General features: G+C 62.6%; 20 protein-coding genes and 6 tRNA genes. 20 read left to right on the forward strand and 6 right to left on the reverse strand.

What is annotated here, in order from left to right; all coding sequences use genetic code 11:
- The first annotated feature begins 176 nt into the window (after positions 1 to 176).
- From FAZ11_RS07920 to FAZ11_RS07950, 7 genes are all read left to right on the forward strand, one after another.
- Positions 177 to 1,133 carry a LysR family transcriptional regulator gene (locus tag FAZ11_RS07920; RefSeq protein WP_058771782.1) on the forward strand — a complete coding sequence of 319 codons (957 nt, stop codon included), beginning with the start codon at positions 177 to 179 and terminating at the stop codon, positions 1,131 to 1,133.
- 98 nt (positions 1,134 to 1,231) lie between these two features.
- Positions 1,232 to 1,678, forward strand: coding sequence for a hypothetical protein (locus FAZ11_RS07925; protein ID WP_193557171.1), 447 nt, complete (start codon positions 1,232 to 1,234; stop codon positions 1,676 to 1,678).
- A gap of 174 nt (positions 1,679 to 1,852) precedes the next feature.
- Positions 1,853 to 3,163 (forward strand): trigger factor, encoded by a 1,311-nt coding sequence (gene tig, locus FAZ11_RS07930; RefSeq protein WP_058771783.1) that lies wholly within the window; start codon positions 1,853 to 1,855, stop codon positions 3,161 to 3,163.
- 89 nt (positions 3,164 to 3,252) lie between these two features.
- Positions 3,253 to 3,894 (forward strand): ATP-dependent Clp endopeptidase proteolytic subunit ClpP, encoded by a 642-nt coding sequence (gene clpP, locus FAZ11_RS07935; protein ID WP_007162222.1) that lies wholly within the window; start codon positions 3,253 to 3,255, stop codon positions 3,892 to 3,894.
- Positions 3,895 to 4,003: 109 nt separating this feature from the next.
- Positions 4,004 to 5,284: an ATP-dependent Clp protease ATP-binding subunit ClpX gene (gene clpX, locus FAZ11_RS07940; protein ID WP_058762833.1), complete on the forward strand. Its 1,281-nt coding sequence runs from the start codon at positions 4,004 to 4,006 to the stop codon at positions 5,282 to 5,284.
- Between the two features lie 126 nt (positions 5,285 to 5,410).
- The gene (gene lon, locus FAZ11_RS07945) at positions 5,411 to 7,807 is read left to right on the forward strand and encodes an endopeptidase La (RefSeq protein WP_058762834.1); all 2,397 of its coding nucleotides are present in this window, start codon (positions 5,411 to 5,413) and stop codon (positions 7,805 to 7,807) included.
- Positions 7,808 to 7,980: 173 nt separating this feature from the next.
- Positions 7,981 to 9,840: a SurA N-terminal domain-containing protein gene (locus FAZ11_RS07950; protein WP_058767998.1), complete on the forward strand. Its 1,860-nt coding sequence runs from the start codon at positions 7,981 to 7,983 to the stop codon at positions 9,838 to 9,840.
- 90 nt (positions 9,841 to 9,930) lie between these two features.
- On the opposite strand, the gene FAZ11_RS07955 is transcribed toward FAZ11_RS07950, so the two are convergent.
- The gene (locus FAZ11_RS07955) at positions 9,931 to 11,214 is read right to left on the reverse strand and encodes an NAD(P)/FAD-dependent oxidoreductase (RefSeq protein ID WP_058771784.1); all 1,284 of its coding nucleotides are present in this window, start codon (positions 11,212 to 11,214) and stop codon (positions 9,931 to 9,933) included.
- 94 nt (positions 11,215 to 11,308) lie between these two features.
- Positions 11,309 to 12,283 carry a cysteine synthase A gene (cysK, locus tag FAZ11_RS07960; protein WP_058762836.1) on the reverse strand — a complete coding sequence of 325 codons (975 nt, stop codon included), beginning with the start codon at positions 12,281 to 12,283 and terminating at the stop codon, positions 11,309 to 11,311.
- 110 nt (positions 12,284 to 12,393) lie between these two features.
- On the opposite strand from cysK, the gene FAZ11_RS07965 reads away from it, so the two are divergent.
- Both FAZ11_RS07965 and FAZ11_RS07970 read left to right on the forward strand, forming a co-directional pair.
- Complete coding sequence (locus FAZ11_RS07965) at positions 12,394 to 13,227, forward strand: AAA family ATPase (RefSeq protein WP_058771785.1); 834 nt, start codon at positions 12,394 to 12,396, stop codon at positions 13,225 to 13,227.
- 8 nt (positions 13,228 to 13,235) lie between these two features.
- The gene (locus FAZ11_RS07970; RefSeq protein WP_058771786.1) at positions 13,236 to 14,411 is read left to right on the forward strand and encodes a vWA domain-containing protein; all 1,176 of its coding nucleotides are present in this window, start codon (positions 13,236 to 13,238) and stop codon (positions 14,409 to 14,411) included.
- A gap of 42 nt (positions 14,412 to 14,453) precedes the next feature.
- On the opposite strand, the gene htpX is transcribed toward FAZ11_RS07970, so the two are convergent.
- Together htpX and FAZ11_RS07980 are read right to left on the reverse strand one after the other, a co-directional pair.
- Positions 14,454 to 15,332 (reverse strand): protease HtpX, encoded by an 879-nt coding sequence (gene htpX, locus FAZ11_RS07975; protein WP_058762839.1) that lies wholly within the window; start codon positions 15,330 to 15,332, stop codon positions 14,454 to 14,456.
- Between the two features lie 194 nt (positions 15,333 to 15,526).
- The gene (locus FAZ11_RS07980) at positions 15,527 to 16,738 is read right to left on the reverse strand and encodes a pyridoxal phosphate-dependent aminotransferase (RefSeq protein WP_058771787.1); all 1,212 of its coding nucleotides are present in this window, start codon (positions 16,736 to 16,738) and stop codon (positions 15,527 to 15,529) included.
- A 153-nt stretch (positions 16,739 to 16,891) separates the two neighbouring features.
- On the opposite strand from FAZ11_RS07980, the gene msrB reads away from it, so the two are divergent.
- The 4 genes from msrB to FAZ11_RS08000 all read left to right on the forward strand — a co-directional run bounded on the left by msrB (position 16,892) and on the right by FAZ11_RS08000 (position 19,247).
- Entirely contained in the window at positions 16,892 to 17,293 is a 402-nt protein-coding gene (msrB, locus tag FAZ11_RS07985) for a peptide-methionine (R)-S-oxide reductase MsrB (RefSeq protein ID WP_058762841.1), read from the forward strand.
- A gap of 29 nt (positions 17,294 to 17,322) precedes the next feature.
- Positions 17,323 to 17,775 carry a glutathione peroxidase gene (locus tag FAZ11_RS07990; RefSeq protein ID WP_058771821.1) on the forward strand — a complete coding sequence of 151 codons (453 nt, stop codon included), beginning with the start codon at positions 17,323 to 17,325 and terminating at the stop codon, positions 17,773 to 17,775.
- Positions 17,776 to 17,865: 90 nt separating this feature from the next.
- The gene (locus FAZ11_RS07995; RefSeq protein WP_421958168.1) at positions 17,866 to 18,762 is read left to right on the forward strand and encodes an ATP-binding protein; all 897 of its coding nucleotides are present in this window, start codon (positions 17,866 to 17,868) and stop codon (positions 18,760 to 18,762) included.
- Positions 18,759 to 19,247 carry a GAF domain-containing protein gene (locus FAZ11_RS08000; protein ID WP_058771788.1) on the forward strand — a complete coding sequence of 163 codons (489 nt, stop codon included), beginning with the start codon at positions 18,759 to 18,761 and terminating at the stop codon, positions 19,245 to 19,247. Before FAZ11_RS07995 ends, FAZ11_RS08000 begins: the two co-directional genes overlap by 4 nt.
- Positions 19,248 to 19,271: 24 nt before the next feature.
- Here the strand turns inward: FAZ11_RS08000 and FAZ11_RS08005 are convergent, their stop codons facing one another.
- Positions 19,272 to 20,039 (reverse strand): hypothetical protein, encoded by a 768-nt coding sequence (locus FAZ11_RS08005; RefSeq protein ID WP_240043621.1) that lies wholly within the window; start codon positions 20,037 to 20,039, stop codon positions 19,272 to 19,274.
- 171 nt (positions 20,040 to 20,210) lie between these two features.
- On the opposite strand from FAZ11_RS08005, the gene FAZ11_RS08010 reads away from it, so the two are divergent.
- The 6 genes from FAZ11_RS08010 to FAZ11_RS08035 all read left to right on the forward strand — a co-directional run bounded on the left by FAZ11_RS08010 (position 20,211) and on the right by FAZ11_RS08035 (position 20,805).
- Positions 20,211 to 20,286, forward strand: a tRNA-Glu gene (locus FAZ11_RS08010).
- Between the two features lie 5 nt (positions 20,287 to 20,291).
- Positions 20,292 to 20,367 (forward strand) — tRNA-Gly (locus FAZ11_RS08015).
- 63 nt (positions 20,368 to 20,430) lie between these two features.
- A tRNA-Glu gene (locus FAZ11_RS08020) sits at positions 20,431 to 20,506 on the forward strand.
- A gap of 4 nt (positions 20,507 to 20,510) precedes the next feature.
- Positions 20,511 to 20,586 (forward strand) — tRNA-Gly (locus FAZ11_RS08025).
- Positions 20,587 to 20,649: 63 nt separating this feature from the next.
- Positions 20,650 to 20,725: transfer RNA gene (locus tag FAZ11_RS08030), tRNA-Glu, on the forward strand.
- Between the two features lie 4 nt (positions 20,726 to 20,729).
- Positions 20,730 to 20,805 (forward strand) — tRNA-Gly (locus tag FAZ11_RS08035).
- A gap of 91 nt (positions 20,806 to 20,896) precedes the next feature.
- Here the strand turns inward: FAZ11_RS08035 and FAZ11_RS08040 are convergent.
- On the reverse strand, positions 20,897 to 21,895 hold the full coding sequence (locus tag FAZ11_RS08040) for a sulfate ABC transporter substrate-binding protein (protein WP_058771790.1): 999 nt from the start codon (positions 21,893 to 21,895) through the stop codon (positions 20,897 to 20,899).
- Between the two features lie 170 nt (positions 21,896 to 22,065).
- Between FAZ11_RS08040 and smc the strand changes: the two genes are divergently transcribed.
- Positions 22,066 to 25,551, forward strand: a complete 3,486-nt coding sequence (smc, locus tag FAZ11_RS08045; protein ID WP_058771791.1) for a chromosome segregation protein SMC — start codon at positions 22,066 to 22,068, stop codon at positions 25,549 to 25,551.
- Positions 25,552 to 25,634 lie beyond the last annotated feature (83 nt).

Here is a 25,634-nt window from a genome sequence, read left to right on the forward strand (position 1 = left end):
TGGGACGACAGCCGGCCTGGCAGCCGGGCAGGGCGTGATCGTGGGTCATGAGTGACTGCTCTCTTTATTGTTGTTGGCTAGCAGCTGGCCGCGCCGTCACCACTCGTGACGCGACCTGGTAAGCAGTATAGTTCTGGCAAAAGTCCCTTGGCTTCCGGCAAAAACGCCAGACCGATATGCAAAAATCCAATAACCCGGCCGCGCGTCTCGACTGGGACGATCTCAGGTTCTTCCTGGAGGTCGCCCGTACCCAGAAGGCCAGCAGCGCCGCGCGACGGCTGGGCGTCGACTACACCACCGTCTCCCGGCGGATCTCCTCCCTGGAAAAGGCCTTGGGGGCGCTGCTGTTCGAAAAGTCGCGCAGCACCGGCTTCAGCCTCACCATGGAAGGCCAACGACTGCTGGTGCATGCCGAAACCCTGGAAAGCACCCTGCAGACCGCCTGCGAGCAGATTTCGGATACCCGCCTGGCGCCTTCCGGTCAGGTACGTATCGGTGCCACCGAAGGCTTCGGCAGCTACTTCGTGGCGCCCCAGTTGAGCTTTTTCCAGGATCGCTATCCGGGTATCACCCTGGAAGTGCTGCCGGTCCCGCACTTCGTCAACCTGTCGCGCCGCGAAGCCGACATCGCCATCACCCTGGAGCGCCCCGAGCGCGGGCCCTACGTCTGTTGCAAGCTGTGCGACTACCGGCTGCGCCTGTACGCCACCCCCGAGTACCTGGCGACCCATCCGGCCATCGCCGAGCCGGCGGACCTGCGCAGCCACAGCTTCATCACCTATGTCGACGACCTGGCCTTCAGCCCTGAACTGCTCTACCTCGAACGCATCCTGCCCGAGGCCAGCAGCGCCCTGCGCAGCACCAGCGTGATCGCCCAGTACCAGGCGGCGCTCTGCAGCCACGCCCTGGCCATTCTGCCGTGCTTCCTCGCCGAGCCCGATAGCCGGCTGGTGTCGCTCTTGCCGGAGCAGATCCAGATCACCCGCCAGTTCTGGCTCTATTACCGCGAAGACCTGCGCCGTCTGAGACGCATCACCCTGGTCTCCGACTACCTGCGTGCCTGCGCCGATGCCAATCGCGACTTCCTCCTCGGCGAAACCCGAGTGCCGCGGCTGGGCTGGCTGGAGAGTTGAAGTCCGTCACCGACCGCTGTGGCACCCCCGGACAACGTCGGGGTCTCAGACCTGTCGGTCGTCCGTCGACGGCCTCCAGTGAACAGATGGGAACGGCAATGGAACGATATCAGGCATTGAGTCAGGCGCTGAGCAAGGCGGCCGAGCGGGAAGAAGCCTATTGGCAAGGACTGGAGCGTCGCCTGCATGAATTGCCGGATTGCTTCACCCGCTATCTGGGGTTGACCCCCACGGATCAGGTGGATGCCGGGCTGGGCCTGGAAAGGCGCGTCGATGGCAACATCGTGCGCGAGCTGGAAGTCTATGCCCGCTACGACCTCACGGTGATCGTCGATGACCTGGCGGGCACTCCCCAAACCTTCGCCGTGGGCCTGTCCTTCTTCTATACCAACGATCATTTCGTCCTGAAGGAGCGTGAGGGTGAATTCTCCGTCGCCCTCGAACCCCAGGACGATCCCGACCGCTTCTGGGCCGAGGGTTGCCGCGAGATCTACGACTCCCTCGCTCGGCGCATCCGCAGCAAGACGCTGCCCGCCATCGAATGAGGGAGGAGGGCGATCTGCCAGGGCGGCGGTCGCGACCTGGTTGCCGTTGCGATGAACAGCGTGCGCACCCTTGGATCATGCCAGGTGACTTCGCTTGAGACTCTCTCTAGAATGGTTGCCCTTGATTCTGGGGGGTCGGGTTGCCGGCCCGTTCTTGTGCCACGAGGAATATCCATGCAAGTTTCCGTTGAAAACACCTCTGCTCTCGAGCGTCGCATGACCATTGGCGTGCCGGCCGAGCGTATCGAAACCGAAGTGAACAAGCGTCTGCAGCAGACCGCGCAGCGTGCCAAGGTTCCCGGTTTCCGCCCGGGCAAGGTCCCCATGAGCGTCATCCGTCAGCGCTACGAAGCCTCGGCTCGTCAGGAAGCCTTGGGTGATCTCATTCAGGAAACCTTCTACGAAGCCGTCGTCGAGCAGAAGCTCAACCCGGCCGGCGCACCCGCCGTCGAACCCAAGGTGTTCGAGAAGGGCAAGGATCTGGAATACGTCGCCACCTTTGAAGTCTTCCCCGAGTTCGAAGTCAAGGGCCTGGACGGCATCGAGATCGAGCGCCAGGAGTCCAGCGTCCAGGACGCCGACATCGACAAGATGCTCGACGTACTGCGCAAGCAGGGCACCCGTTACGAAGCCGTCGACCGCGCTGCCGCCAATGACGACCAGGTCACCATCGACTTCGTCGGCACCCGTGATGGCGAGCCCTTCGCTGGCGGTTCCGCCGAAGGCACCAAGCTGGTCCTGGGCTCCGGCCGCATGATCCCCGGTTTCGAAGACGGCCTGGTTGGCGCCAAGGCCGGTGAAGAGCGCGTGCTCGACCTGACCTTCCCCGAGGACTATCAGAATCTGGACCTGGCCGGCAAAGCCGTGCAGTTCAAGGTCACCGTCAAGGAAGTGGCCGCTCCCGAGCTGCCCGAACTGAACGAAGCCTTCTTCAAGCAGTTCGGCGTGGAAGAGACCACCGTCGAAGGTTTCCGCACCGAAGTGCGCAAGAACATGGAGCGCGAACTGCGCCAGGCGCTCAAGACCAAGGTTAAGAACCAGGTCATGGACGGTCTGCTGGCAGCCAACCAGATCGACGTTCCGGCTGCCCTGATCAGCAACGAAGTGGACCGTCTGCGTGTCCAGGCCGTCCAGCAATTCGGTGGCAACATCAACCCCGAGCAACTGCCGGCCGAACTGTTCAGCGAGCAGGCCAAGCGCCGCGTACTGCTGGGTCTGATCATCGCCGAGATGGTCAAGCAGTTCGAGCTCAAGCCCGATGATGCCCGCGTTCGCGAGCTGATCGAGGAAATGGCTGCTGCCTACCAGGAGCCCGAGCAGGTCGTGAAGTGGTACTACCAGAACGAGCAGCAACTCAACGAAGTGCGTTCGGTTGTACTGGAAGAACAAGTGGTGGATACTGTCCTCAAGCAGGCAAAAGTCACCGACAAGCAGGTCTCCTACGAGGACGCGGTCAAACCGGCCGAGGCTCCGCAAGCAGCCTGATCTGCCTGAAATCGCTAGTCCATATAAGCCAGCCTCGTGCTGGCTTATGTGTTTTTGACAGGTCATCCAGAAGGGAGCTAGTGCAGGACATGTCCCGCAATTCTTACATGCAATCCATGCCCGATATTCAAGCCGCTGGCGGTCTGGTTCCCATGGTGGTGGAGCAATCCGCCCGGGGCGAGCGCGCCTATGACATCTACTCCCGGCTGCTCAAGGAGCGCGTCATCTTCCTGGTAGGCCAGGTCGAGGACTACATGGCCAACCTGGTCGTCGCCCAGTTGCTGTTCCTGGAAGCCGAGAATCCTGACAAGGACATCCACCTCTATATCAACAGCCCGGGTGGCTCCGTGACTGCTGGCATGTCGATCTACGACACCATGCAGTTCATCAAGCCCGACGTCTCCACCATCTGCATCGGCCAGGCCTGCAGCATGGGTGCGCTGCTGCTCGCCGGTGGCGCCGCCGAGAAGCGCTTCTGCCTGCCGCATTCGCGGATGATGATTCACCAGCCGCTGGGCGGCTTCCAGGGTCAGGCTTCGGACATCGAAATTCACGCCCGTGAAATTTTGACCATCCGCGAGCGTCTGAACAAAGTACTGGCGCACCACACCGGCCAGCCCATGGACGTGATCGCTCGCGATACCGACCGTGACAACTTCATGAGTGGCCCCGAAGCCGTTGCCTACGGCCTGATCGACAAGGTCCTCGAGAAGCGCAACATCCCCGCCTGACCCCGCCTTGACCACCTGCCCAGGCGCTGGCGTTTGGGCAGGTAGGCTTGAAAAACCGTGCAATTGGCTCCATCTTGTTGATGTAAGCACATTCCATTGGATCGATCGAATGACAGATACGCGCAATAGCGACGATAACGGCAAGCTGCTTTACTGCTCCTTCTGCGGCAAGAGTCAGCACGAAGTACGTAAATTGATCGCTGGACCCTCCGTCTTCATCTGCGACGAATGCGTCGACCTGTGCAATGACATCATCCGTGAGGAAGTTCAGGAAGCCCAGGCCGAAAGCAATGCGCACAAGCTGCCCGCGCCGAAGGAAATCAGCGCCATCCTCGACCAGTATGTCATTGGTCAGCAGCGTGCCAAGCGTGTCCTCGCGGTTGCCGTCTACAACCACTACAAGCGCTTGAACCAGCGCGAGAAGAAGGACGACGTCGAGCTGGGCAAGAGCAACATCCTGCTCATCGGCCCCACTGGCTCGGGCAAGACCCTGCTCGCGGAAACCTTGGCTCGTCTGCTCAACGTACCCTTCACCATCGCGGATGCCACCACCCTGACCGAAGCCGGTTACGTGGGTGAGGACGTCGAAAACATCATTCAGAAGCTGTTGCAGAAGTGCGACTACGATGTGGAAAAGGCCCAGATGGGCATCGTCTACATCGACGAGATCGACAAGATCTCGCGCAAGTCCGACAACCCCTCCATTACCCGTGACGTCTCGGGTGAGGGTGTGCAGCAGGCGTTGTTGAAACTGATCGAAGGCACCGTGGCTTCGGTACCGCCCCAGGGTGGTCGCAAGCATCCCCAGCAGGAATTCCTGCAGGTTGATACGCGCAACATCCTGTTCATCTGCGGCGGCGCCTTCGCTGGCCTGGAGAAGGTCATCCAGAATCGCTCCACCAAGGGCGGCGGCATCGGCTTCAACGCCGAAGTACGCAGTCAGGAGCTGGGCAAGAAGATCGGTGAATCGCTGCGCGATGCCGAACCCGAAGACTTGGTGAAATTCGGCCTGATCCCCGAGTTCGTTGGCCGTCTGCCGGTCATCGCGACCCTGGACGAGCTGGACGAGCCAGCGCTCATGCAGATCCTCACCGAGCCGAAGAACGCCCTGACCAAGCAGTACGCCAAGCTGTTCGAGATGGAAGACGTCGACCTCGAATTCCGTCCCGATGCGCTCAAGGCCGTTGCTCGCAAGGCCTTGGAACGCAAGACCGGCGCTCGTGGCCTGAGATCCATCCTCGAAGGCATCCTGCTCGAGACGATGTACGAGATTCCTTCGCAGAAGGACGTGAGCAAGGTGGTCATCGACGAGAGCGTCATCGATGGCAGTTCCCAGCCGTTACTCATCTACGAGAACAGCGAGCCCGCCAAGGCGGCACCAGACGCATGACAAAAGGGGCTTCGGCCCCTTTTTCATTTCCGCAACGGTTGTATTTTGCGGCGGCCAACCTCATGTTAGAGAAAACCGAGGCCTTAACCGCATCTGCGGCCGATTATTTGCCGAGACCCGTACCCCATGACTACGACGATAGAACTTCCCCTGCTGCCCCTACGTGACGTAGTGGTCTATCCCCACATGGTCATCCCGCTGTTCGTCGGAAGGGAAAAGTCCGTCGAGGCTCTGGAAGCCGCCATGGCCGGCGACAAGCAGATCCTGCTGGTCGCCCAGAAGAATCCCGGCGATGACGATCCCGCTGCGGATGACATGTATCACATGGGTACGGTCGCTACCGTTCTCCAATTGCTGAAGCTGCCCGATGGCACCGTCAAGGTGCTGGTCGAGGGCGAGCAGCGCGGTCGCATCGACTCCTTCGTGGAGAACCAGGCCTACGCCCGTGCCCTGGTCACCCTGATCGACGACAGCGAGGCACCGGATCGTGAATCCGAAGTCTTCTCGCGTAGCCTGATGAGCCAGTTCGAACAGTACGTACAGCTGGGCAAGAAGGTGCCGGCCGAGGTCCTATCCTCGCTGAACAGCATCGAAGATCCCAGCCGCCTGGTCGATACCATGGCCGCCCACATGGCACTGAAGATCGAGCAAAAGCAGGAAATCCTCGAGATCACCGAGCTCGGCGCGCGTGTCGAGCACGTCCTGGCGCTGCTGGATGCGGAAATCGACCTGCTACAGGTGGAGAAGCGTATCCGTGGCCGCGTCAAGAAGCAGATGGAGCGCAGCCAGCGCGAGTACTACCTCAACGAGCAGATGAAGGCCATCCAGAAAGAACTGGGTGACATCGACGAAGGGCACAACGAGGTCGACGACCTCAAGCGTCGCATCGAGGCCGCTGGGCTACCCAAGGATGCCCTGACCAAGGCCAATGCCGAGCTGAACAAGCTCAAGCAGATGTCGCCGATGTCGGCCGAGGCCACCGTGGTGCGCTCCTATATCGACTGGCTGGTGAATGTGCCGTGGCAAGCCGAGAGCAAGGTGCGTTTGGATCTGGGCCGTGCCGAGGAGGTCCTGGACAAGGACCACTACGGTCTCGAAGAGGTGAAAGAACGCATCCTCGAATACCTCGCCGTACAGAAGCGCGTGAAGAAGGTTCGCGGGCCCGTGCTGTGCCTGGTCGGCCCGCCCGGGGTGGGCAAGACCTCCCTGGCCGAGTCCATCGCTCGCTCCACCGGCCGCAAGTTCGTGCGCATGGCCCTGGGTGGCGTGCGTGACGAAGCCGAGATCCGCGGTCACCGGCGGACCTACATCGGCTCCATGCCGGGCCGGCTGATCCAGAAGATGACCAAGGTCGGGGTGCGCAATCCGCTGTTCCTGCTCGATGAAATCGACAAGATGGGCAACGACATGCGCGGCGATCCTGCTTCCGCGCTGCTTGAGGTGCTCGATCCGGAGCAGAACCATACCTTCAACGATCATTACCTCGAGGTGGATTACGACCTCTCCGATGTGATGTTCGTCTGCACCGCCAACTCCATGAACATTCCGGCGCCGCTGCTGGATCGTATGGAAGTCATCCGCCTGCCTGGCTATACGGAAGACGAGAAGGTCAACATCGCCACGCGTTACCTGATTCCCAAGCAGGTCAAGGCCAATGGTCTGAAGAAGGGCGAGGTCGAATTCGACGAAGCCGCGCTACGCGACGTCATCCGTTATTACACCCGGGAAGCGGGTGTCCGGAGCCTTGAGCGCCAGGTGGCCAAGGTCTGCCGCAAGGTTGTCAAGGAGCATGCGCTGAGCAAGGCGCGTACCGCCAGCGTCAGCGTGGACACCCTGGAGCACTGGCTGGGCGTACGTAAATTCCGCTACGGCCTGGCCGAGCAGCAAGACCAGATCGGTCAGGTCACCGGCCTGGCCTGGACCCAGGTGGGCGGCGAATTGCTGACCATCGAATCCGTGGTCGTGCCCGGCAAGGGCCAGATGATCAAGACCGGCTCCCTGGGCGATGTCATGGCCGAGTCCATCACCGCGGCCCTGACCGTGGTGCGTAGCCGCGGTCGCAGCCTGGGGATTCCGAAGGACTTCCACGAGAAGCACGACATCCACATCCACGTTCCCGAGGGCGCTACGCCCAAGGATGGCCCAAGTGCTGGTATCGGCATGTGTACGGCGCTGGTCTCCGCCGCCACGCGCATTCCGGTGCGTGCCGACGTGGCCATGACCGGTGAGATCACCCTGCGTGGTCAGGTGCTGGCCATTGGCGGCCTCAAGGAAAAACTGCTCGCGGCTCACCGGGGTGGCATCCGCACCGTGATCATCCCCGAGGAAAACGTCCGCGATCTGCGGGACATTCCGGACAACATCAAGGCCGACTTGCAGATCAAGCCGGTCAAATGGATTGACGAGGTCTTGGAGGTTGCGCTGCAATACACGCCGGAGCCGCTTCCGGACGATGGTCCGGAGCTCGTCAACAAGGACGAGAAGCGGGATCAGGAAGGCAAGGAGCGCATCAGTACCCACTGATGGCGTCCCTAGCCTGATGGGTGGGTCGCCAGGCAGGCATGCTGGCGCGCCACCTTCCTGCTGGATGCAAGGTCCTTGATCGACGAAAAGGCGCATCTCGAGATGCGCCTTTTCGCTATTTGGTATTCGACGATTTCGCCATGGCCGGTCTGGCCACAGCTCGTGGGGGGCACATGCTACAAAACATCAGGGACCGTTCTCAGGGATGGATTGCCAAGGTCATCATCGGATTCATCATCCTGCTGATGGCACTCACCGGTTTCGAGGCGATCATCCGCGCAACGGGCCACCAGGGCGCCGTGGCGCTGGTCAACGGGGACGAGATCAAGCAGACGGACCTCAACCAGGCGATGGAAATGCAGCGCCGCCAGCTGCAGCAACAGCTGGGACAGAATTTCGATCCGTCCACCCTGGATGACCGCCTGCTGCGCGAATCGGCGCTCAAGGCCCTCATCGACAAGCAGCTGCTCTTGCAAGCCGCCAAGGCCGATCATTTCGCCTTCTCCGATCAGGCGCTGGACCAGTTGATCCTCAACACGCCCGAATTCCAGACCGAAGGGCGGTTCGATCCGCAGCGCTTCGATCAGGCCGTTCGCCAGATGAACTATACCCGGCTGCAATTCCGTGACCTGCTGCGTGATGAGATGCTCATCGGCCAGCTGCGCGCCGGGATCGTCGGCAGCAACTTCGTCACCGACGCGGACATCGAGGCCTTCGCCAACCTGGAGCGTCAGACCCGTGACTTCGCCATGCGTACCGTCAAGGCCTCGCCCGCCGGTATCGTGCCGACCCAGGCAGAAATCCAGGCCTATTACGACAGCCACAAGAACGAGTTCATGACGCCTGAGCAGGTGGTCATCGAGTACGTCGAGCTGAAGAAGAGCGCCTTCCTGGCCAAGGCCAAGGTCGACGAGAGCCGCCTGCAGGCCGCCTACAAGTCCGAGATCGCCAATCTGTCGGAACAGCGCGACGCGGCGCATATCCTCATCGAGGTCAACGACAAGCAGACCGATGAGCAGGCCAAGGCCAAGATCCAACAGATCCAGGAGCGCCTGAACAAGGGCGAGGACTTCGCCAAGCTCGCCAAGGAGTTCTCCCAGGATCCGGGTTCCGCTGCCAACGGTGGTGACCTCGGCTATGCCGGTCGCGGTGTCTATGATCCCGCCTTCGAAGAGGCGCTGTACGCCTTGAAGCCGCAGCAGGTTTCGGCACCGGTGCGTACCAGCTTCGGCTGGCACCTGATCAAGCTGAAGGGCATCCAGGCGCCGGAAATACCCACCCTGGCCAGCGTGCGGCCGCGTCTGGAGCAACAACTCAAGGCCGAAGACGCCGATCGGTTGTTCGTCGAGGCAGGGCGCAAGCTGGAAAGCGATGCCTACGAGGCTTCCGACCTGGGTCAGCCGGCCCAGGAATTGGGGCTGCAGGTGCAGACCAGCAAGCCCTTCGGTCGCGAGGGCGGCGAAGGTATCACCGCCAACCGCCAGGTGATCGAGGCCGCTTTCAGTGAAGACGTCATGCAAAACGGTGCCAATAGCGCCGCGCTGCAACTCGATCCGGACACCATAGTGGTGCTACGTGACAAGGAGCACCGTGCGCCGCAGTTGCAGCCCCTGGATCAGGTCAAGGCCGAGATCGTGACCCGCCTGGCGCAGGAAAAGGCCGCGGCTCTGGCCAAGAGCACCGGTGAAGAGCAGCTCAAGGCACTGCGCGACGGCGGCAAGGTCACCGCTGGCGACTGGCGCACCGTCGAGGCCGCGACCCGCAATCAAGAGGGCGTCGATCCTCAGGTGCTGCAGGCCGTCTTCCGTATGGCCAAGCCGGAAAGCGACAAGCAACCGTCCTACGCTGGCGTTAGCCTGCAGAACGGCGATTTCGTCCTGCTGCGTCTGCAAGGCGTTGGGGTACCCAAGGAAGCCTTGAGCGCCGAGAACAAGGCGCTGTACCGCCGTTACCTGGCGTCGCGAGCCGGTCAGGTCGATTTCGCGGCCTATCGCCGGGCCCTGGAGGCCAAAGCCGAGATCAAGAATCTCTGATATGAAAAAAGCCCGGGAAACCGGGCTTTTTCTTGTGCTGAGTTTTAGGTTTTTGCCACGTCGTTGAGCTCAGGCCTGTTCGGGTAAAGCCTAGATCGCCAAACGATCCCTGAGACTGTAGTACCAGGCGCCCAGGGCGGAGAAGGGTACCCGCAACAGGTGCCCGCCGGGGAAGGGATAGTGCGGCAACTGAGCGAAGGCATCGAAGCGCTCGGCTTGGCCGGCGATGGCTTCGGCCAGGGCTTTGCCAGCTACATGGGTGAAGGTCACGCCGTGACCGCTGCAGCCTTGGGAGTAGTAGACGTTGTCGCCCAGGCGACCCATCTGCGGTAGGCGCGAGAGGGTGAGCAGGAAATTGCCCGTCCAGGCGTATTCGGCGCGGATACCCTTGAGCTGCGGGAAGGTCTTTTCCAGCTTGGGCATCACCAGCCGTTCGATGTTGGCTGGATCGCGCGCACCATAGACCACGCCGCCGCCATAGATGAGTCGACGGTCGGCGGAGAGGCGGAAGTAGTCGAGCAGGTAATTGCAGTCTTCGACGCAGTAATCCTGGGGCAGCAGGCTCTGCGCCTGCTCTTCGGTCAAGGGCTCGGTCGCCAGCACCTGGGTGCCGCAGGGCATGGACTTGGCCGCCAATTCGGGGATGAGATTACCCAGGTAGGCATTGCCCGCCACCACCACGAAACGCGCCGTGACGCGACCTTGGGGCGTGTGCACGATGGGTTGGGCGCCATGCTCGATGCGGATGGCGGGTGAGCGCTCATGGATGATGCCGCCCAGCGATTCGAAGGCCTTGGCTTCGCCGAGCGCCAGATTGAGCGGATGCAGATGACCGCCGCCCAGGTCCAGCATGCCGCCGACGTAGCGCTCCGACGCGACGCAATTCTGGATGGCGCTACGGTCCAGCAGTTGCAATCTATCGTAGCCATAGCGCTGCCAGAGTCGCTGCTGGGCTTCCAGATGCCCCATTTGTCGCTCGTTCAGGGCAGCGAAGATGCCGCCGTCCTTGAGGTCGCAGTCGATCCCGTAGCGTTGGACCCGCTCACGGATGATGGCGCCCCCTTCGAAGGCCATGCGGCCGAGCAATTGGGCGGCGGAGGCATCCACGCTCTTTTCCACGACATCCAGGTCGCGGCTGTAACTGTTGACGATCTGGCCGCCGTTACGACCCGAGGCGCCGAAGCCGATGCGCTGGGCTTCGAGCAGGATGACGTCATAGCCTTTTTCCCGCAGGTGCAGGGCGGTGGACAGGCCGGTGTAGCCACCGCCGATGACGCAGATGTCGGTACTGTGGCTGCCTTGGAGGGAAGGGCGCTCCGGCCCCAGATGGGCACTGGCAGCGTAGTAGGACGCCGGGTAGACGGTGTTCGACATCTTGTTCCCTCCGTTGAAAATTCTGGACAACCGAGGGTGATGGTAGCCGGTGCGCCGATTGGCGGCTATAGCCCCAACCGGCGCCTTGCACGCCCTATTGGACGAGTTCCTGCTCGTCGAAGAGGCCGTCGAACAGCATCGTCGACAGGTAACGCTCGCCGGAATCCGGCAGGATCACCACGATGGTCTTGCCCTGCATCTCCGGTGCCTCGGCCAGGCGTACCGCGGCGGCCATGGCGGCACCACAGGAAATACCGCAAAGGATGCCCTCTTCGCGCATCAGGCGCTGGGCCATCAGCTTGGCCTGGTCATCGCTGACCTGTTCCACGCGGTCGACCATGCCGAGGTCCAGGTTACCTGGGACGAAACCCGCGCCTATGCCCTGGATCTTGTGCGGACTGGGTTTCACCTCTTCGCCGGCGAGGGTCTGGGTGATCACCGGCGAGGTTTCCGGTTCGACCGCCACCGACAGGATAGGCTTGCCCTTGGTGTTCTTGATGAAGCGCGAGATGCCGGTAAGGGTGCCGCCGGTACCGACACCCGCCACCAAGACATCGATGGCGCCGTCGGTGTCGTTCCAGATTTCCGGGCCGGTGGTTTTCTCGTGGATGGCCGGGTTGGCCGGATTGTCGAACTGCTGCGGCATGAAATAGCGGCCCGGCTCGCTCTCGGCGATCTCGCGGGCCTTGTCGATGGCGCCCTTCATGCCCTTGGCTGGTTCGGTGAGGACCAGCTCGGCACCCAGCGCCTTCAACACCTTGCGGCGTTCCAGGCTCATGGAGGCGGGCATGGTCAGCACCAGGCGGTAGCCGCGGGCGGCGGCGACATAGGCCAGGCCGATACCGGTGTTGCCCGAGGTGGGCTCGACCAGGCTCATGCCGGGTTTGAGCAGGCCCTTGGCCTCCGCATCCCAGATCAGATTGGCACCGATGCGGCATTTGACCGAATAGCCCGGGTTACGCCCCTCGATCTTGGCGAGCAGGGTGACCCCCTTGGGGCCGAGGCGATTGATATAGACCAGCGGTGTATTGCCGATGGACTGGGCATTGTCAGCGAAGATGCGGCTCATGGCGGATCCTGTGCGGCGCGGAAAACTCGCAGCCTAGGCCTTGCGTCTGGTGGCGTCCAGCCCAGGCGTGGCGTGCTATCGTCAGGCGAAAGCGATGACGAGGATCGACGATGGCATTTCAGGGTACCGACCGTTACGTGGCTACCGCCGAGCTCAGTCTGGCAGTGAACGCCGCTATCCAGTTGGGGCGGCCGCTACTGGTGAAGGGAGAGCCGGGCACCGGTAAGACCCTCTTGGCCGAGCAGGTGGCCCAGAGCCTGGGGGCACGGCTCATCACCTGGCACGTCAAGTCCACCACCAAGGCCCAGCAGGGGCTCTACGAGTACGATGCGGTCAGCCGCCTGCGGGACTCCCAATTGGGCGATCCCCGGGTGCAGGAGGTGGCGCACTACATCAAGCCGGGCAAGCTATGGGATGCCTTCTCCGCCGAGGACCCGGTAGTTCTACTAATCGACGAGATCGACAAGGCCGACATCGAGTTTCCCAACGACCTGCTGCTCGAGCTGGATCGCATGGAATTCCATGTCTACGAGACGGGCGAGACCATTCGCGCCCAGCGGCGGCCGGTCATCATCATCACCTCGAACAACGAGAAGGAACTCCCGGATGCCTTCTTGCGCCGCTGCTTCTTCCACTTCATCCGCTTCCCGGAACGGGAGACGCTGGAGCGCATCGTGCAGGTGCATTACCCCGAACTTCAGGGGCGCCTGGTCAAGGAAGCGCTCGACCTCTTCTACGACCTGCGCAGTGTGCCGGGGCTGAAGAAGAAGCCCTCCACCTCGGAGCTGGTGGACTGGCTGGCCCTGCTGCTGGGTGACGAAGCCGCGCAGCGAGCGCTGCACGGGGAAGGCAGTCTCCCTCCGCTGGCCGGTGCCCTGCTGAAGAACGAGCAGGATCTGCAACTGCTCGAACGCCAGGCCTTCATGCGCCGCCGTCGGAGCTGAGGACGGGTATGTTCCTCGACTTCTTCACCCGCTTGAGGGGTGCCGGCATCCCGGTGTCCATCGGCGAGCTGCTGGATCTGCACGCCGCGCTGGATGCCGGTCTCGCCGTTGCCGAGCCCGAGTCCTTCTATCTGCTGGCCCGTGCCCTGTTGGTCAAGGACGAACGCTTCTTCGATCGCTTCGATCTGGTCTACGCCGGAGAGATGGCCAGGGTCGAGCGGCCGGCGGCGGCGACCGCGGTACCGGATGAGTGGCTCAGGCTGGAGCTGCAGCGGCTGCTGTCCGAGGAGGAGCGCCAGCGGCTGCAGGCCCTGGGCGGCCTGAATGAATTGCTCGACGCCCTCCAACAGCGACTCGCCGAGCAGCGCGAGCGGCATGCCGCGGGCAACAAGTGGGTCGGCACCGGTGGTACCAGCCCCTTCGGTAGCGGCGGCTACAATCCTTTCGGCGTCCGCATCGGCGAGGCGGGCACGCGGCAGGGGCGAGCGGCCAAGGTGTGGGAGCAGCGGGACTATCGCAACCTGGACGACCGCGCGCCCCTCGACCGGCGCAATCTGCAACTGGCTTTGCGCCGTTTGCGGCGCTTCGCCCGCCAGGGGGCGGCAGCGGAGTTCGATCTGGAGGGTACGGTGGGGGCCACGGCGCGCGAGGGCGGATTGCTGGACGTCCGCTATCGTCCGGAGCGGCACAACGCGACCAAGGTGCTGCTGCTGCTCGACATTGGCGGCTCCATGGATCTGCACGTACGGCTCTGCAGTGAGCTGTTCAGTGCCTGCCGGCTCGAGTTCCGGCATCTGGAGTACTACTACTTCCACAACTGCGTTTATGAGCGGGTATGGCGGGACAATGCCCGGCGCCATGACGACAGCCTGGCGACCGAGGAACTGCTGCGACGTTACAACGCCGACTATCGATTGGTGATCGTCGGCGATGCCAGCATGGGCCCCTATGAGATCACCCATCCGGGTGGCAGCGTCGAGCATTGGAACGAAGAGCCGGGCGCGGTCTGGATCCAGCGCCTGTGCCAGCATTTTCCACGAGCGGTCTGGCTCAATCCCTATCCGCAGGAAGGCTGGGCCAGCAGTACCTCGATCCAGCTGCTGCGTGAACTCATGGTGCAACGGATGTTTCCGCTGACTGGCGAGGGACTGGGAGAGGCCATACGGTCCTTGACGCGCTCATAAAAAACCCCGGCCGAAGCCGGGGTTGTTTTGCGCAGCTAGCGCTTAGCGCTGGCCGTAATGGCGCAAGGCCTCGATACGCTCTTCCAGCGGCGGGTGGCTCATCAGCAGGCCGGCCAGGCCGTTCTTCAGCGAGCCATTGATACCGAAGGCGTTCAGGGTATCGGGCATCTGCACCGGGATGCCTTGCTCGGCACGCAGGCGCTGCAGGGCGCCGATCATGGCGTTGGGCCCGGCCAGGCGCGCACCGGCTTCGTCGGCGCGGAATTCACGCTTCCGGGAGAACCACATGACGATGATGCTGGCCAGGATACCCAGCACCAGCTCGGCGACGATGGTGGTCACGAAGTAGGCGATGCCATGGCCTTCTTCGTTCTTGAAGATGGCCTTGTCGACGAAGTTGCCGAAGATCCGCGCGAAGAACATCACGAAGGTGTTCACCACGCCCTGGATCAGCGCCAGGGTCACCATGTCGCCGTTGGCGACGTGACCGATCTCGTGGGCCAGCACTGCCCGTACTTCGTCAGGCGAGAAGCGCTCCAGCAGACCCTGGCTCACCGCGACGAGGGCGTCGTTGCGATTCCAGCCGGTGGCGAAGGCGTTGGCCTCGTAGGCCGGGAAGATACCAACTTCCGGCGTCTTGATGCCGGCTTCGCGCGACAGCTCCTCGACGGTCTGCAGCAGCCACTGCTCATGGCGGGTGCGCGGCTGGCTGATGACTTCGGTCCGGGTGCTCATCTTCGCCATCCACTTGGAGATGAACAGCGAGACCAGCGAACCGGCGAAGCCGAACACGGCACAGAACACCAGCAGACTGCCATAGTTCTGACCGGTGTAGCGATCCACGCCGAGCACCTTCAAGGTGATGCTGGCAACGATCAGCACCGCCAGGTTGGTAGCCAGAAACAACAGAATGCGCATCATGGTGGGGTACAGCTCCTCACAGGTTTATCTGCCGGCTATATAAGGTTCGGCCCCGATCCATTCAACGTTTCCTCTATTGCAAACTGTGTCGTCTGCTGAGTAGGCGGCCGTTGTCTGGTCAAGGAGCGAGCGCCAGTGCCGATTGACGCCCTGGCGGGCGGCAATCGGTGAAAGACGCGGAAATGCTTTGCTTGCTACTGGGAATAGCCACCGAGGAAGTTGCCGATGCGACCGATGGCCTGTTCCAGGTCATCGACGCGGGGCAGGGTGACTACGCGGAAGTGGTCGGTCCAGGGCCAGTTGAAGGCGGTGCCCTGGACGATGAGTAGCTTTTCCGACAGTAGCAGGTCGAGGGCGAATTTCTCGTCGTTATGGATGGGGCAGACCTTGGGGTCGATCCGGGGGAAGGCATAGAGCGCGCCCATCGGCTTGACGCAGCTGACGCCCGGGATGTCGTTGAGCAGCTTCCAGGCGCGGTTGCGTTGTTCCAGCAGACGGCCATTGGGCAGGACCAGGTCGTTGATGCTCTGGTAGCCGCCCAGGGCGGTCTGGATCGCATGCTGGCTGGGCACGTTGGCGCACAGGCGCATGTTGGCGAGGATATCCAGGCCTTCGATGTAGCTATGCGCGCGGTGCTTGGGTCCCGAGACGATCAACCAGCCGGAGCGGAAGCCGGCGACGCGATAGGACTTGGACAGGCCGTTGAACGTCAGGCAGAGCACGTCCGGCGCCAGGGAGGCGGTGGAGATGTGCACGGCTTCATCGTAGAGGATCTTGTCGTAGATCTCGTCCGAGAACAGCACCAAGTTATGGCGCCGCGCCAGTTCGACGATCCCTTCCAGGACCTCCTTGGAATAGACCGCCCCGGTGGGGTTGTTGGGGTTGATCAGGACCAGCGCCTTGGTGTTGCTGGTGATCTTGGCTTCCATGTCGGCCAGGTCCGGGAACCAACCGGCCTGTTCGTCACACAGGTAGTGCACCGGCTTGCCGCCGGCCAGGCTGACCGCGGCGGTCCATAACGGATAGTCGGGCGCCGGGATCAGCACCTCGTCGTTGTTGTTGAGCAGTGCCTGCATCGCCATGACGATCAGCTCGGAAACCCCATTGCCGAGATAGATGTCTTCGATGCCGACACCTTCGATGCGCTTCTGCTGGCAGTACTGCATGACCGCCTTGCGCGCGCTGAACAGGCCTTTGGAGTCGCTGTAACCCTGTGCCGTCGGCAGGTTACGGATGACGTCCTGCAGGATCTCCTCGGGGGCTTCGAAGCCGAAAGGTGCCGGGTTGCCGATGTTGAGCTTCAGGATGCGGTGGCCTTCCTCTTCGAGGCGCTTGGCATGCTTGAGGACCGGGCCGCGAATGTCATAGCAGACATTGGCGAGCTTGTTCGACTTGGAGACCTGCATGGTGGACTGAATCCTGAAAGGGCGAGAAAGACTCGGTGATGACGGACGCCGACCGGCGCTTGGCAGCTTCTGGGGGTGGATGCCAGACTGAGCGGGAATCATACGGCTGCATCGGCTGTTACAAAAGATGCGCCGGCATCCAGAGAGGTCATCATGGAAAAAGTACAGCGTAGCCCGGACGATTGGCGCGAGCGCCTGACCGACGATCAGTTTCGCGTCTGTCGACTGGCCGCGACCGAAAGACCCTATACCGGTGCCTACTGCAACACCAAGACGCCCGGCGTCTACCACTGCGCCTGCTGCGAGCTGGCGTTGTTCGACTCCAGCACCAAGTTCGACTCCGGCTGTGGCTGGCCCAGCTATTACGCGCCCATCACTGCAGAGGCGGTGACCGAGAAGGAAGACTTCAGCCACGGCATGCACCGGATCGAGGTGTTGTGCGCGCGTTGCGATGCGCATCTGGGGCACGTCTTCCCCGATGGGCCACCGCCGACCGGACTGCGTTACTGCATCAATTCCGTAGCGCTCCACCTGCAGCCCAGGGAGTCGGCGTGACTTCAGAGATCCTGCATGTACCTTTCAAGATGGCGGATGGTCAGTCGGCCTGCCTGGCGGACTGGCCCGCCCGGGCCTACCTGGTGGTCAATACCGCGAGTCGGTGCGGTTTCACCCAGCAGTACGCCGGACTCGAGGAGTTGCAGCAGCGTTACCGCGCCGATGGACTGCGGGTGATTGTCTTTCCCTGCAACCAGTTCGGTAACCAGGAGCCGGAAGGCGACGCGCAGATCCAGACCTTCTGCCTCACCCGCTTCAATGTCAGCTTTCCGGTGATGGCCAAGATCGACGTCAACGGTGACGAGGCCCATCCTTTGTTCACTGCCTTGAAACGGGCGGCGCCTGGCTTGCTGGGTACGGCCATCCGCTGGAATTTCACCAAGTTCCTGGTTAGTCCAGAGCAGAATCGGGTATGGCGTTTCGCACCCGTCACCAAGCCGTTGCAACTGGAAAAACACCTGCAGCGTGCCCTGGGGCGCTAGGCTTCGAAATCGTGTTTCCAAGGGTTTTAAAGTCATACAATATCGGGCGGGCGGGGTGATACCTGCCTGCTATTTCTGATTGTCGTAAGGATGATTCCCGTGAGTTCTTCCCTAGAAGAGTTTCTCCTGCACGCAAGGCAGGTGCTCGAGCGGCTCGAGCCGCTGTTGCCGCACCGACGTGAACCGCTGGATTGGCAACACTGCTATGCGGCGCGCTGGCGTCGCGAGGGGCATGGCGGCTATCTCCAGCCACTCGACGTCAATCTCGAGCTGCGTCTGTCCGACCTCCTCGGTATCGATCGGCAGCGTGAGCAACTGGCCCGCAATACTCGCCAATTCGTGGCTGGACTGCCGGCGAATCACACATTGCTGTGGGGCGCCCGCGGGACGGGCAAATCATCGCTGATTCGCGCGCTGCTGGCCGAGTACGCCGCTCAAGGCCTACGGCTGATCGAGATCGAGCGCGACGATCTCGCCGATCTGCCGCGCGTGGTGGAGCAGATCGCCGGCCAAGAGCAGCGCTTCGTGCTGTTCTGCGATGACCTGTCCTTCGATGCCGGTAGCGACGACTACCGAGTGCTCAAGAGCGTGCTCGACGGCTCGCTCGAACAGGCGCCGGACAACCTGGTGCTCTATGCGACGTCCAACCGGCGGCATCTGGTGGCCGAGCGGCAGAGCGACAACGACAACTGGGAGCATGTCGATGGTGAACTGCACCCGAGCGAAGCCGCCGAGGACAAGATCGCCTTGTCGGATCGCTTCGGCCTGTGGTTGTCCTTCTATCCCTTCACCCAGGATCACTACCTTTCCGTGGTTCGGCACTGGTGCACGACCCTGGCCGGCAAGTCCGGACTGACCCTGGAGTGGTCCGAGGAGGCCGATCGCGAAGCCATTCGCTGGGCCTCGGGTCGCGGCAATCGCAATGGCCGTTGCGCCTATCAATTTGCCCGGCAGTGGGTCGGGCTCAAGCTGTTGGAGCAAGCATGACGGTAGAACTCTCGGGTGTAGGCGCTGGGCTCGAAGGCTATGCCATGTTGGCCGCGCAGGTCGAAGCCTTGCTGGCTGGCGAGCGCAACCTGGTGGCCAATGCTGCCCAGCTGTCGGCCTTCATCTACCAGGAGGTGCCAGACCTCAACTGGGCTGGCTTCTATTTCGTCGACGGACAGGACCAGCTCTTGCTCGGCCCCTTCCAAGGCAAGGTGGCCTGCATGCGTATCCCGTTCAGCAAGGGGGTTTGCGGGGCGGCGGCCAGCGAACGGCGGACGCAGCGCGTCGAAGACGTACATGCCTTCCCCGGGCACATCGCCTGTGATGCCGCGTCGCGCAGCGAGCTGGTGGTGCCCCTGCTCAAGGACGGTCGCCTGATCGGCGTACTGGATCTCGACAGCCCGAATCCAGCGCGCTTCAGCGCGGCGGATCAGGCCGGCATCGAGAGGCTGGTAGCGGCCTTTCTGGCGGCTACCGACTGCTGACGGCAGAGGAGGGCAGGGAAGCCCTCATTCGTAGTCGTTCTTCTTCCGCCAGCTGTCGTCCTTGAGTGTCTCGACGCTGTCCGATAGCTCATTGGCACTGCTGCTGGCCTGCTCGGCCAATTCATTCTGCTTACGTTTCACCTCGGCGATCTGCTCTTCCAGCTGGGTTAGCAGTTCGGTATAGCGCTCGGGTTGCTGTTGCTTGCGGATCTGCATGATGGCCCGCTCGTACGCTTGGCGAGCCTGGATGAAGTGTTCGTTCTTGGTCTGCTGTTCGGCCTGAAAGCGGAAGAACTCCACGTAGCTGGTGGTCAGCATGAAGCGCATTTCCGCCACCCAACGCTGCGCCTCCTGGCCATCGATGATGCCGATCTGGCTGGCGTGGGCCACCAGGGCATGCAGCATCTCCAGATAGCCGCGGACTTCCTTTACCCGAGCTTCGGTATGGACGGGGCGTGGGGCATTGCTCGATTCGATGGCGTCACCTTTGGCCAGCGTCTCTTCCAGTTCCGTCTTGCGAGCGGTCAGGGTAGCTGAAGGCGACTGCAGGGCAGCAAGCCTAATAGTCAGGCCCAGCTCGATGCGATTGAACAGTTGTTTGAGTGCCGGCGTCATGAATTGACCCGGCAGGCTGGCAGCCAGTTGACTGCAACGCTTGATGCGGTCGGTGAGGTCGGCGACCAGCCGCTGCTTTTCCAGGCGACCCGCTTCGAGCTTCTGATTGACGAAGGCGATCATAATGACCAAGAGGATGCCAAGCCCCACTACCGCTGCAATCATCGTTGAGGACATGACCTTCTCCATGGTGCCGGCTCGCCGTTTGTCGTGCGAGCGAAGTCGTTGATTTGAAAAGTATTTAATCAGCTATTGACGCCTAGGGTAAGGCTCCCTAGAATGCGCGCACTCCCAACGGCGGCAAGCGTCAGCCGAGTGGTAGGCCAGAGTCCTCAGGGATTCTACCTGGTCCCCTTCGTCTAGTGGCCTAGGACACCGCCCTTTCACGGCGGTAACAGGGGTTCGAGTCCCCTAGGGGACGCCAAAATTGCGGGAATAGCTCAGTTGGTAGAGCACGACCTTGCCAAGGTCGGGGTCGCGAGTTCGAGTCTCGTTTCCCGCTCCAAATTAAATTCATCTGTCTAATGATGGATGAATGCAAGGTGAAAGGCCTTGCGGAAGAGGTAACGTCCCCTTCGTCTAGTGGCCTAGGACACCGCCCTTTCACGGCGGTAACAGGGGTTCGAGTCCCCTAGGGGACGCCACATTGCGGGAATAGCTCAGTTGGTAGAGCACGACCTTGCCAAGGTCGGGGTCGCGAGTTCGAGTCTCGTTTCCCGCTCCAAACATAATCCACCTGTTTCATGACAGCTGGATGCAAGGTGAAAGGCCTTGCGGAAGAGGTAACGTCCCCTTCGTCTAGTGGCCTAGGACACCGCCCTTTCACGGCGGTAACAGGGGTTCGAGTCCCCTAGGGGACGCCATATTGCGGGAATAGCTCAGTTGGTAGAGCACGACCTTGCCAAGGTCGGGGTCGCGAGTTCGAGTCTCGTTTCCCGCTCCAAATAAACGAAAACACCGCCTTCGGGCGGTGTTTTTGTGTGCGCGTCTTTCAGATCGGCCAGACGCCCGGCAGCTGGCCGGGCGCGACCCTGTTACTGAGGCGTATAGATCTGGTCGAAGATCCCGCCATCGGCGAAGTGGGTCTTCTGGATACCGCTCCAGGGACCGAATTCCTTCTGGGCATCGATCAGTTCGAGCTTGGGAAAGCGATCGGCGTACTGCGCCAGGATCTGGGCATTGCGCGGGCGCAGGAAGTTTTCCGCGGCGATCTTCTGGCCTTCGTCGGACCAGAGATACTTGAGGTATTCCTCGGCCTCGGCGCGGGTGCCTTTCTTGTCGACGACACTGTCCACCACGCTCACTGGTGGCTCGGCCTGGACCGAGAGGCTCGGATAGATCACTTCGAAGCCGCCACGGCCGAATTCGCGCGCGATCATCTCGGCTTCGTTCTCGAAGGTCACCAGGACATCGCCCTGCTGATTCTTCATGAAGGTGGTGGTTGCGGCGCGACCGCCGGTGTCCAGGATGGGTACGTGCTTGAACAGCTCGCTGACGAAGGTGCGCGCTTTCTCTTCGTTGCCACCCGGCTGGTGCAAGGCATAGGCCCAGGCGGACAGGTAGGTGTAGCGCCCGTTTCCGGAGGTCTTCGGGTTGGGCACTATCACCTGGACGCCATCCTTGAGCAGGTCGGACCAGTCGTGAATGCCCTTGGGATTGCCCTTGCGCACGATGAGCACGGTGGCGGAGGTGAAGGGCGCGCTGCGATCGGGCAGGCGGCTTTCCCAATCCTTGGGCACCAGGCCGCGATCGGCCAGGGCTTGGATGTCGGTGGCCTGGTTCATGGTGATGACATCGGCCGGCAAGCCGTCGATGACCGCGCGGGCCTGCTTGCTGGAGCCGCCGTGGGACATCTGGATCACCGGGGTTTCCCCGTGCTCGGCTTTCCAGTGGGCCTGGAAGGCGGGGTTGTAATCCTTGTAGAAGTCGCGCATCACGTCGTAGGAGACGTTGAGCAGCGGCGGCTGGGCGGCCAGGACCTGGGCGCTGACCGCCAGGGCGGCTGCGAGCAGGGTGAGGCGAGGTATTTTCATGGGGGCATCCTGCGGGTGTAAGGTGCGGGACTATAGCTTGTCGCCTTGGCTCCTGTGCAGAACGGCTGGAAATAAGGTAATGCACGGCGACGGCAGCAGGGCCCGCCGATGGTAGACTCCCAGCTTTTGGCCCGCGGTTGGGCACGGCGCGGTGGACAAGGGCTCCTGAGATGCGGTTGAGGTCGATCAAGCTGGCGGGATTCAAATCCTTCGTCGATCCGACGACGGTGAATTTCCCGAGCAACATGGCAGCGGTGGTCGGCCCCAATGGTTGCGGCAAGTCGAACATCATCGACGCCGTGCGCTGGGTGATGGGCGAGAGCTCGGCCAAGAACCTGCGCGGCGAGTCGATGACGGACGTCATCTTCAACGGTTCCAACAGCCGCAAGCCGGTGTCCCAGGCCTCCATCGAGCTGATCTTCGACAATTCCGACCACACCCTGGTGGGCGAGTACGCGAGCTACGCGGAAATCTCCATTCGCCGCCGGGTGACCCGCGAAGGGCAGAACACCTATTTCCTCAACGGCACCAAGTGCCGCCGCCGCGACATCACCGACATCTTCCTGGGTACCGGCCTGGGACCGCGCAGCTATTCGATCATCGAGCAAGGGATGATTTCCAAGCTGATCGAGGCACGCCCGGAGGATCTGCGGCACTACATAGAAGAGGCGGCGGGCATCTCCAAGTACAAGGAGCGCCGCCGCGAAACCGAGAATCGTATCCGCCGCACCCAGGAGAATCTCGCTCGCCTGACCGACCTGCGCGAGGAGTTGGAGCGCCAGCTGGAACGGCTGCATCGCCAGGCGCAATCCGCCGAACGCTTCCAGGCCTTCAAGCAGGAGGAGCGGCAACTCAAGGCGCAATTGCAGGCGGTGCGCTGGCGCGAGCTGGATGAGCGCGTCGCGCAACGCGAGAAGGTGATCCGTGACCAGGAGACGGCGCTGGAGGCCCTGACCGCTGAGCAGCGTCAGGCGGATGCCGGTATCGAGCGGCTCCGCGACGGTCATCACGAGCTGAGCGAGGCCTTCAACCAGGTGCAGGGGCGTTTCTACTCCCTGGGTGGCGACATCGCCCGCCTGGAGCAGACCATCCAGCATGGCCAGCAGCGCCAGCGCCAGTTACAGGACGATCTGCGCGAAGCCGAGCAGGCCCGCAGCGAAGCCGAATCCCATCTGCAGCACGACCGGGTGTTGCTCGCCACCTTCGAGGAAGAGCTGGCGATGCTCGAACCCGAGGAGGAAGCGGCGCGCGAATTCGGCGAAGAGGGCGCCGCCGCCTTGGAAGAGGCGGAGTTGGCCTTGGCGGACTGGCAGCAGCGCTGGGAGACGCTCAGCGCGGCCAGCGTCGAGCCGCAGCGGGAGGCGGACGTGCAGCAGGCGCGTATCCGTTCCCTGGAGCAGAGCCTGGAGCGCGGCATGGAGCGGCAACGGCGGTTGCGCGACGAACGCACCCTGCTGGGCGAGGACGGGCCGTCCGACAGCCTGATCGCGCTGGAAGAACAGATCGCCGAGGATGAATTGCTGCTGGAAGGCTTGGCCGAGCAGGAATTGCAGGTGGCCGACGATCTGCAACGACTGCGCGAGGAGTTGCTGACGTTGGCCAACGAGCAGAGCCAGCGCCAGGGCGAGCTGCAGCGGCTGGAAGGTCGCATCGCCTCCCTCGAAGCACTACAGCAGGCCGCCCTGGCCCCCGATACCGGGGCGGCCCAGTGGCTCGAAGCGGAGGGGCTGGCCCAGGCGCCCCAGTTGGCGGAAGAGCTTCAGGTCACTGCAGGCTGGGAGCTGGCGGTGGAAACCGTGCTCGGCAGCGATCTGCAGGCGGTCTGCCTCGACGAGCTGGCGCCGCTGCGGCTCGAGACCTTCGCCAGTGGCGCGTTGAATCTGGCGCTGCCTGGGCAGGCGCCCGTCGCCGCGGGCAGCCTGCTGGAAAAGGTCCGGGCGCCCCGGGATCTGTCGCCCTGGCTGGGGCAGGTGCTGGTCGCCGCCAGCTATGACGAGGCGCTGGCGCGGCGTGCCGCTCTGGAGCCAGGGCAGAGTTTGATCACCCCGGAAGGCTATTGGGTCTCCCGCCACTTCCTGCGCGTGCGTCGCGCCCAGGCGGCGGAGGGCAGTGTCCTCGCCCGCGGACGGGAATTGGAAGAGTTGCAGACCCGGCGTCTGGAGTTGAGCGAAATGCTCGAGTCGCAGGACGACCTGTTGGAGGAGCGTCGCGTGGCCCAGCAACGGCTGGAGGCCGAGCGCGAGGAGTCGCGGCGGCGCCAGCAGCAGGAACAGCAACGCCTGGCCGAGCGCCGGGCGCAGCTTTCCGCGCAGCAGGCACGGGCCGAGCAACTGGGTATTCGGCGGCGGCAGTTGGCGGCCGATCTCAGCGATGTCGAGCAGCAACTGGCGCGAGAGCAGGAAGAACTGGGCGAGTGCCGCTTGCGCCTGCAAGACGCCCTGGACGACATGGCCGTGGATGCCGAACAGCGCGCGCAACTGCAGGATCAACGCGAGTTGCATCGCCAGGCGGTCGAGTCGGCGCGGCAACGGCAACGCCAGGCCCAGGATCAGCTCCATCAGCTCACGGTACGGCTGACGGCGCTACGTGCGCAGCGTCAGTCGACGCTGCAGGCCCTGGAACGTCTCGAACAGCAGACCGCGCGTCTGGGCGAGCGCTGCGAACAACTCAGCCTCAATCTGGAGGAGGGCGGCGAGCCCCTCGACGAATTGCGCCTGCGCCTGGAGGAGTTGCTCGAACGACGCCTTCAGGTGGACGAAGAAATGCGCTCGGCAAGGATGGCGTTGGAAGACGCCGATCGGGAGTTGCGCGATTTCGAGCGGCGGCGCCTGCAGGCGGAGCAACAGGCCACCTTGTTGCGTGGCCAACTGGAGCAGCATCGGTTGGAGTGGCAGGGGTTGGCGACTCGGCGCAGTGGCTTCGCCGAGCAGTTGGCGGCCGACGGCTACGACCTACCGACGGTGATCGCCACCTTGCCTGAAGCGGCGAGCGAGGCGGCCTGGGAGCAGGAGTTGGAAGCCGTGGCGGCGCGCATCGCCCGGCTGGGGCCGATTAACCTGGCGGCCATCGATGAGTATCAGCAGCAGGCCGAGCGCAAGACCTATCTGGATGCCCAGAACGCCGACTTGGTCGAGGCGCTGGAGACGCTGGAAAACGTCATCCGCAAGATCGATCGGGAAACGCGCAATAGGTTCAAGGATACCTTCGACCAGATCAACCACGGCTTGCAGGCGTTGTTCCCGAAAGTTTTCGGTGGCGGCAGTGCCTACTTGGAACTTACTGGGGAAGATTTACTCGATACCGGGGTTGCGATCATGGCGCGTCCGCCGGGCAAGAAGAACAGCACCATCCATTTGCTCTCCGGTGGAGAAAAGGCGCTGACCGCTCTGGCATTGGTGTTTGCCATCTTCCAGTTGAATCCGGCGCCGTTCTGCATGCTCGACGAAGTGGATGCGCCGCTGGATGACGCCAACGTTGGACGCTATGCCCGCTTGGTTAAGAGTATGTCGGAGAAGGTGCAGTTCATTTACATCACGCACAACAAGATCGCCATGGAAATGGCCGATCAGCTATTGGGCGTGACGATGCATGAACCGGGTTGTTCACGGCTGGTGGCCGTGGATGTGGAGGAAGCGGTGGCCATGGTGGACGCGTAGTAACCCACAGCCTCGCGGTGTGGCGGTGTAAAGTTGACGGCAGTCGTGCTAGCTTATGGCCGCTTCGGCGGTAGGTATAAAAA

This window comes from Pseudomonas rhizoryzae (assembly GCF_005250615.1).
GTDB lineage: Bacteria > Pseudomonadota > Gammaproteobacteria > Pseudomonadales > Pseudomonadaceae > Chryseomonas > Chryseomonas rhizoryzae.

Bases quoted from the DNA above. Each gene is read 5' to 3' on its own strand.
- FAZ11_RS08000 (WP_058771788.1), top strand. From the start codon at position 18,759: ATGACGGTAGAACTCTCGGGTGTAGGCGCTGGGCTCGAAGGCTATGCC.
- lon (WP_058762834.1), top strand. From the start codon at position 5,411: ATGACTACGACGATAGAACTTCCCCTGCTGCCCCTACGTGACGTAGTG.
- cysK (WP_058762836.1), bottom strand. From the start codon at position 12,283: ATGAGCCGCATCTTCGCTGACAATGCCCAGTCCATCGGCAATACACCG.
- smc (WP_058771791.1), top strand. From the start codon at position 22,066: ATGCGGTTGAGGTCGATCAAGCTGGCGGGATTCAAATCCTTCGTCGAT.
- FAZ11_RS08005 (WP_240043621.1), bottom strand. From the start codon at position 20,039: ATGTCCTCAACGATGATTGCAGCGGTAGTGGGGCTTGGCATCCTCTTG.
- FAZ11_RS07990 (WP_058771821.1), top strand. From the start codon at position 17,323: ATGGCGGATGGTCAGTCGGCCTGCCTGGCGGACTGGCCCGCCCGGGCC.
- FAZ11_RS07995 (WP_421958168.1), top strand. From the start codon at position 17,866: ATGATTCCCGTGAGTTCTTCCCTAGAAGAGTTTCTCCTGCACGCAAGG.
- FAZ11_RS07920 (WP_058771782.1), top strand. From the start codon at position 177: ATGCAAAAATCCAATAACCCGGCCGCGCGTCTCGACTGGGACGATCTC.
- tig (WP_058771783.1), top strand. From the start codon at position 1,853: ATGCAAGTTTCCGTTGAAAACACCTCTGCTCTCGAGCGTCGCATGACC.
- FAZ11_RS07980 (WP_058771787.1), bottom strand. From the start codon at position 16,738: ATGCAGGTCTCCAAGTCGAACAAGCTCGCCAATGTCTGCTATGACATT.
- clpP (WP_007162222.1), top strand. From the start codon at position 3,253: ATGTCCCGCAATTCTTACATGCAATCCATGCCCGATATTCAAGCCGCT.
- FAZ11_RS07965 (WP_058771785.1), top strand. From the start codon at position 12,394: ATGGCATTTCAGGGTACCGACCGTTACGTGGCTACCGCCGAGCTCAGT.
- FAZ11_RS07950 (WP_058767998.1), top strand. From the start codon at position 7,981: ATGCTACAAAACATCAGGGACCGTTCTCAGGGATGGATTGCCAAGGTC.
- FAZ11_RS07970 (WP_058771786.1), top strand. From the start codon at position 13,236: ATGTTCCTCGACTTCTTCACCCGCTTGAGGGGTGCCGGCATCCCGGTG.
- FAZ11_RS07955 (WP_058771784.1), bottom strand. From the start codon at position 11,214: ATGTCGAACACCGTCTACCCGGCGTCCTACTACGCTGCCAGTGCCCAT.
- msrB (WP_058762841.1), top strand. From the start codon at position 16,892: ATGGAAAAAGTACAGCGTAGCCCGGACGATTGGCGCGAGCGCCTGACC.
- FAZ11_RS08040 (WP_058771790.1), bottom strand. From the start codon at position 21,895: ATGAAAATACCTCGCCTCACCCTGCTCGCAGCCGCCCTGGCGGTCAGC.
- FAZ11_RS07925 (WP_193557171.1), top strand. From the start codon at position 1,232: ATGGAACGATATCAGGCATTGAGTCAGGCGCTGAGCAAGGCGGCCGAG.
- clpX (WP_058762833.1), top strand. From the start codon at position 4,004: ATGACAGATACGCGCAATAGCGACGATAACGGCAAGCTGCTTTACTGC.
- htpX (WP_058762839.1), bottom strand. From the start codon at position 15,332: ATGATGCGCATTCTGTTGTTTCTGGCTACCAACCTGGCGGTGCTGATC.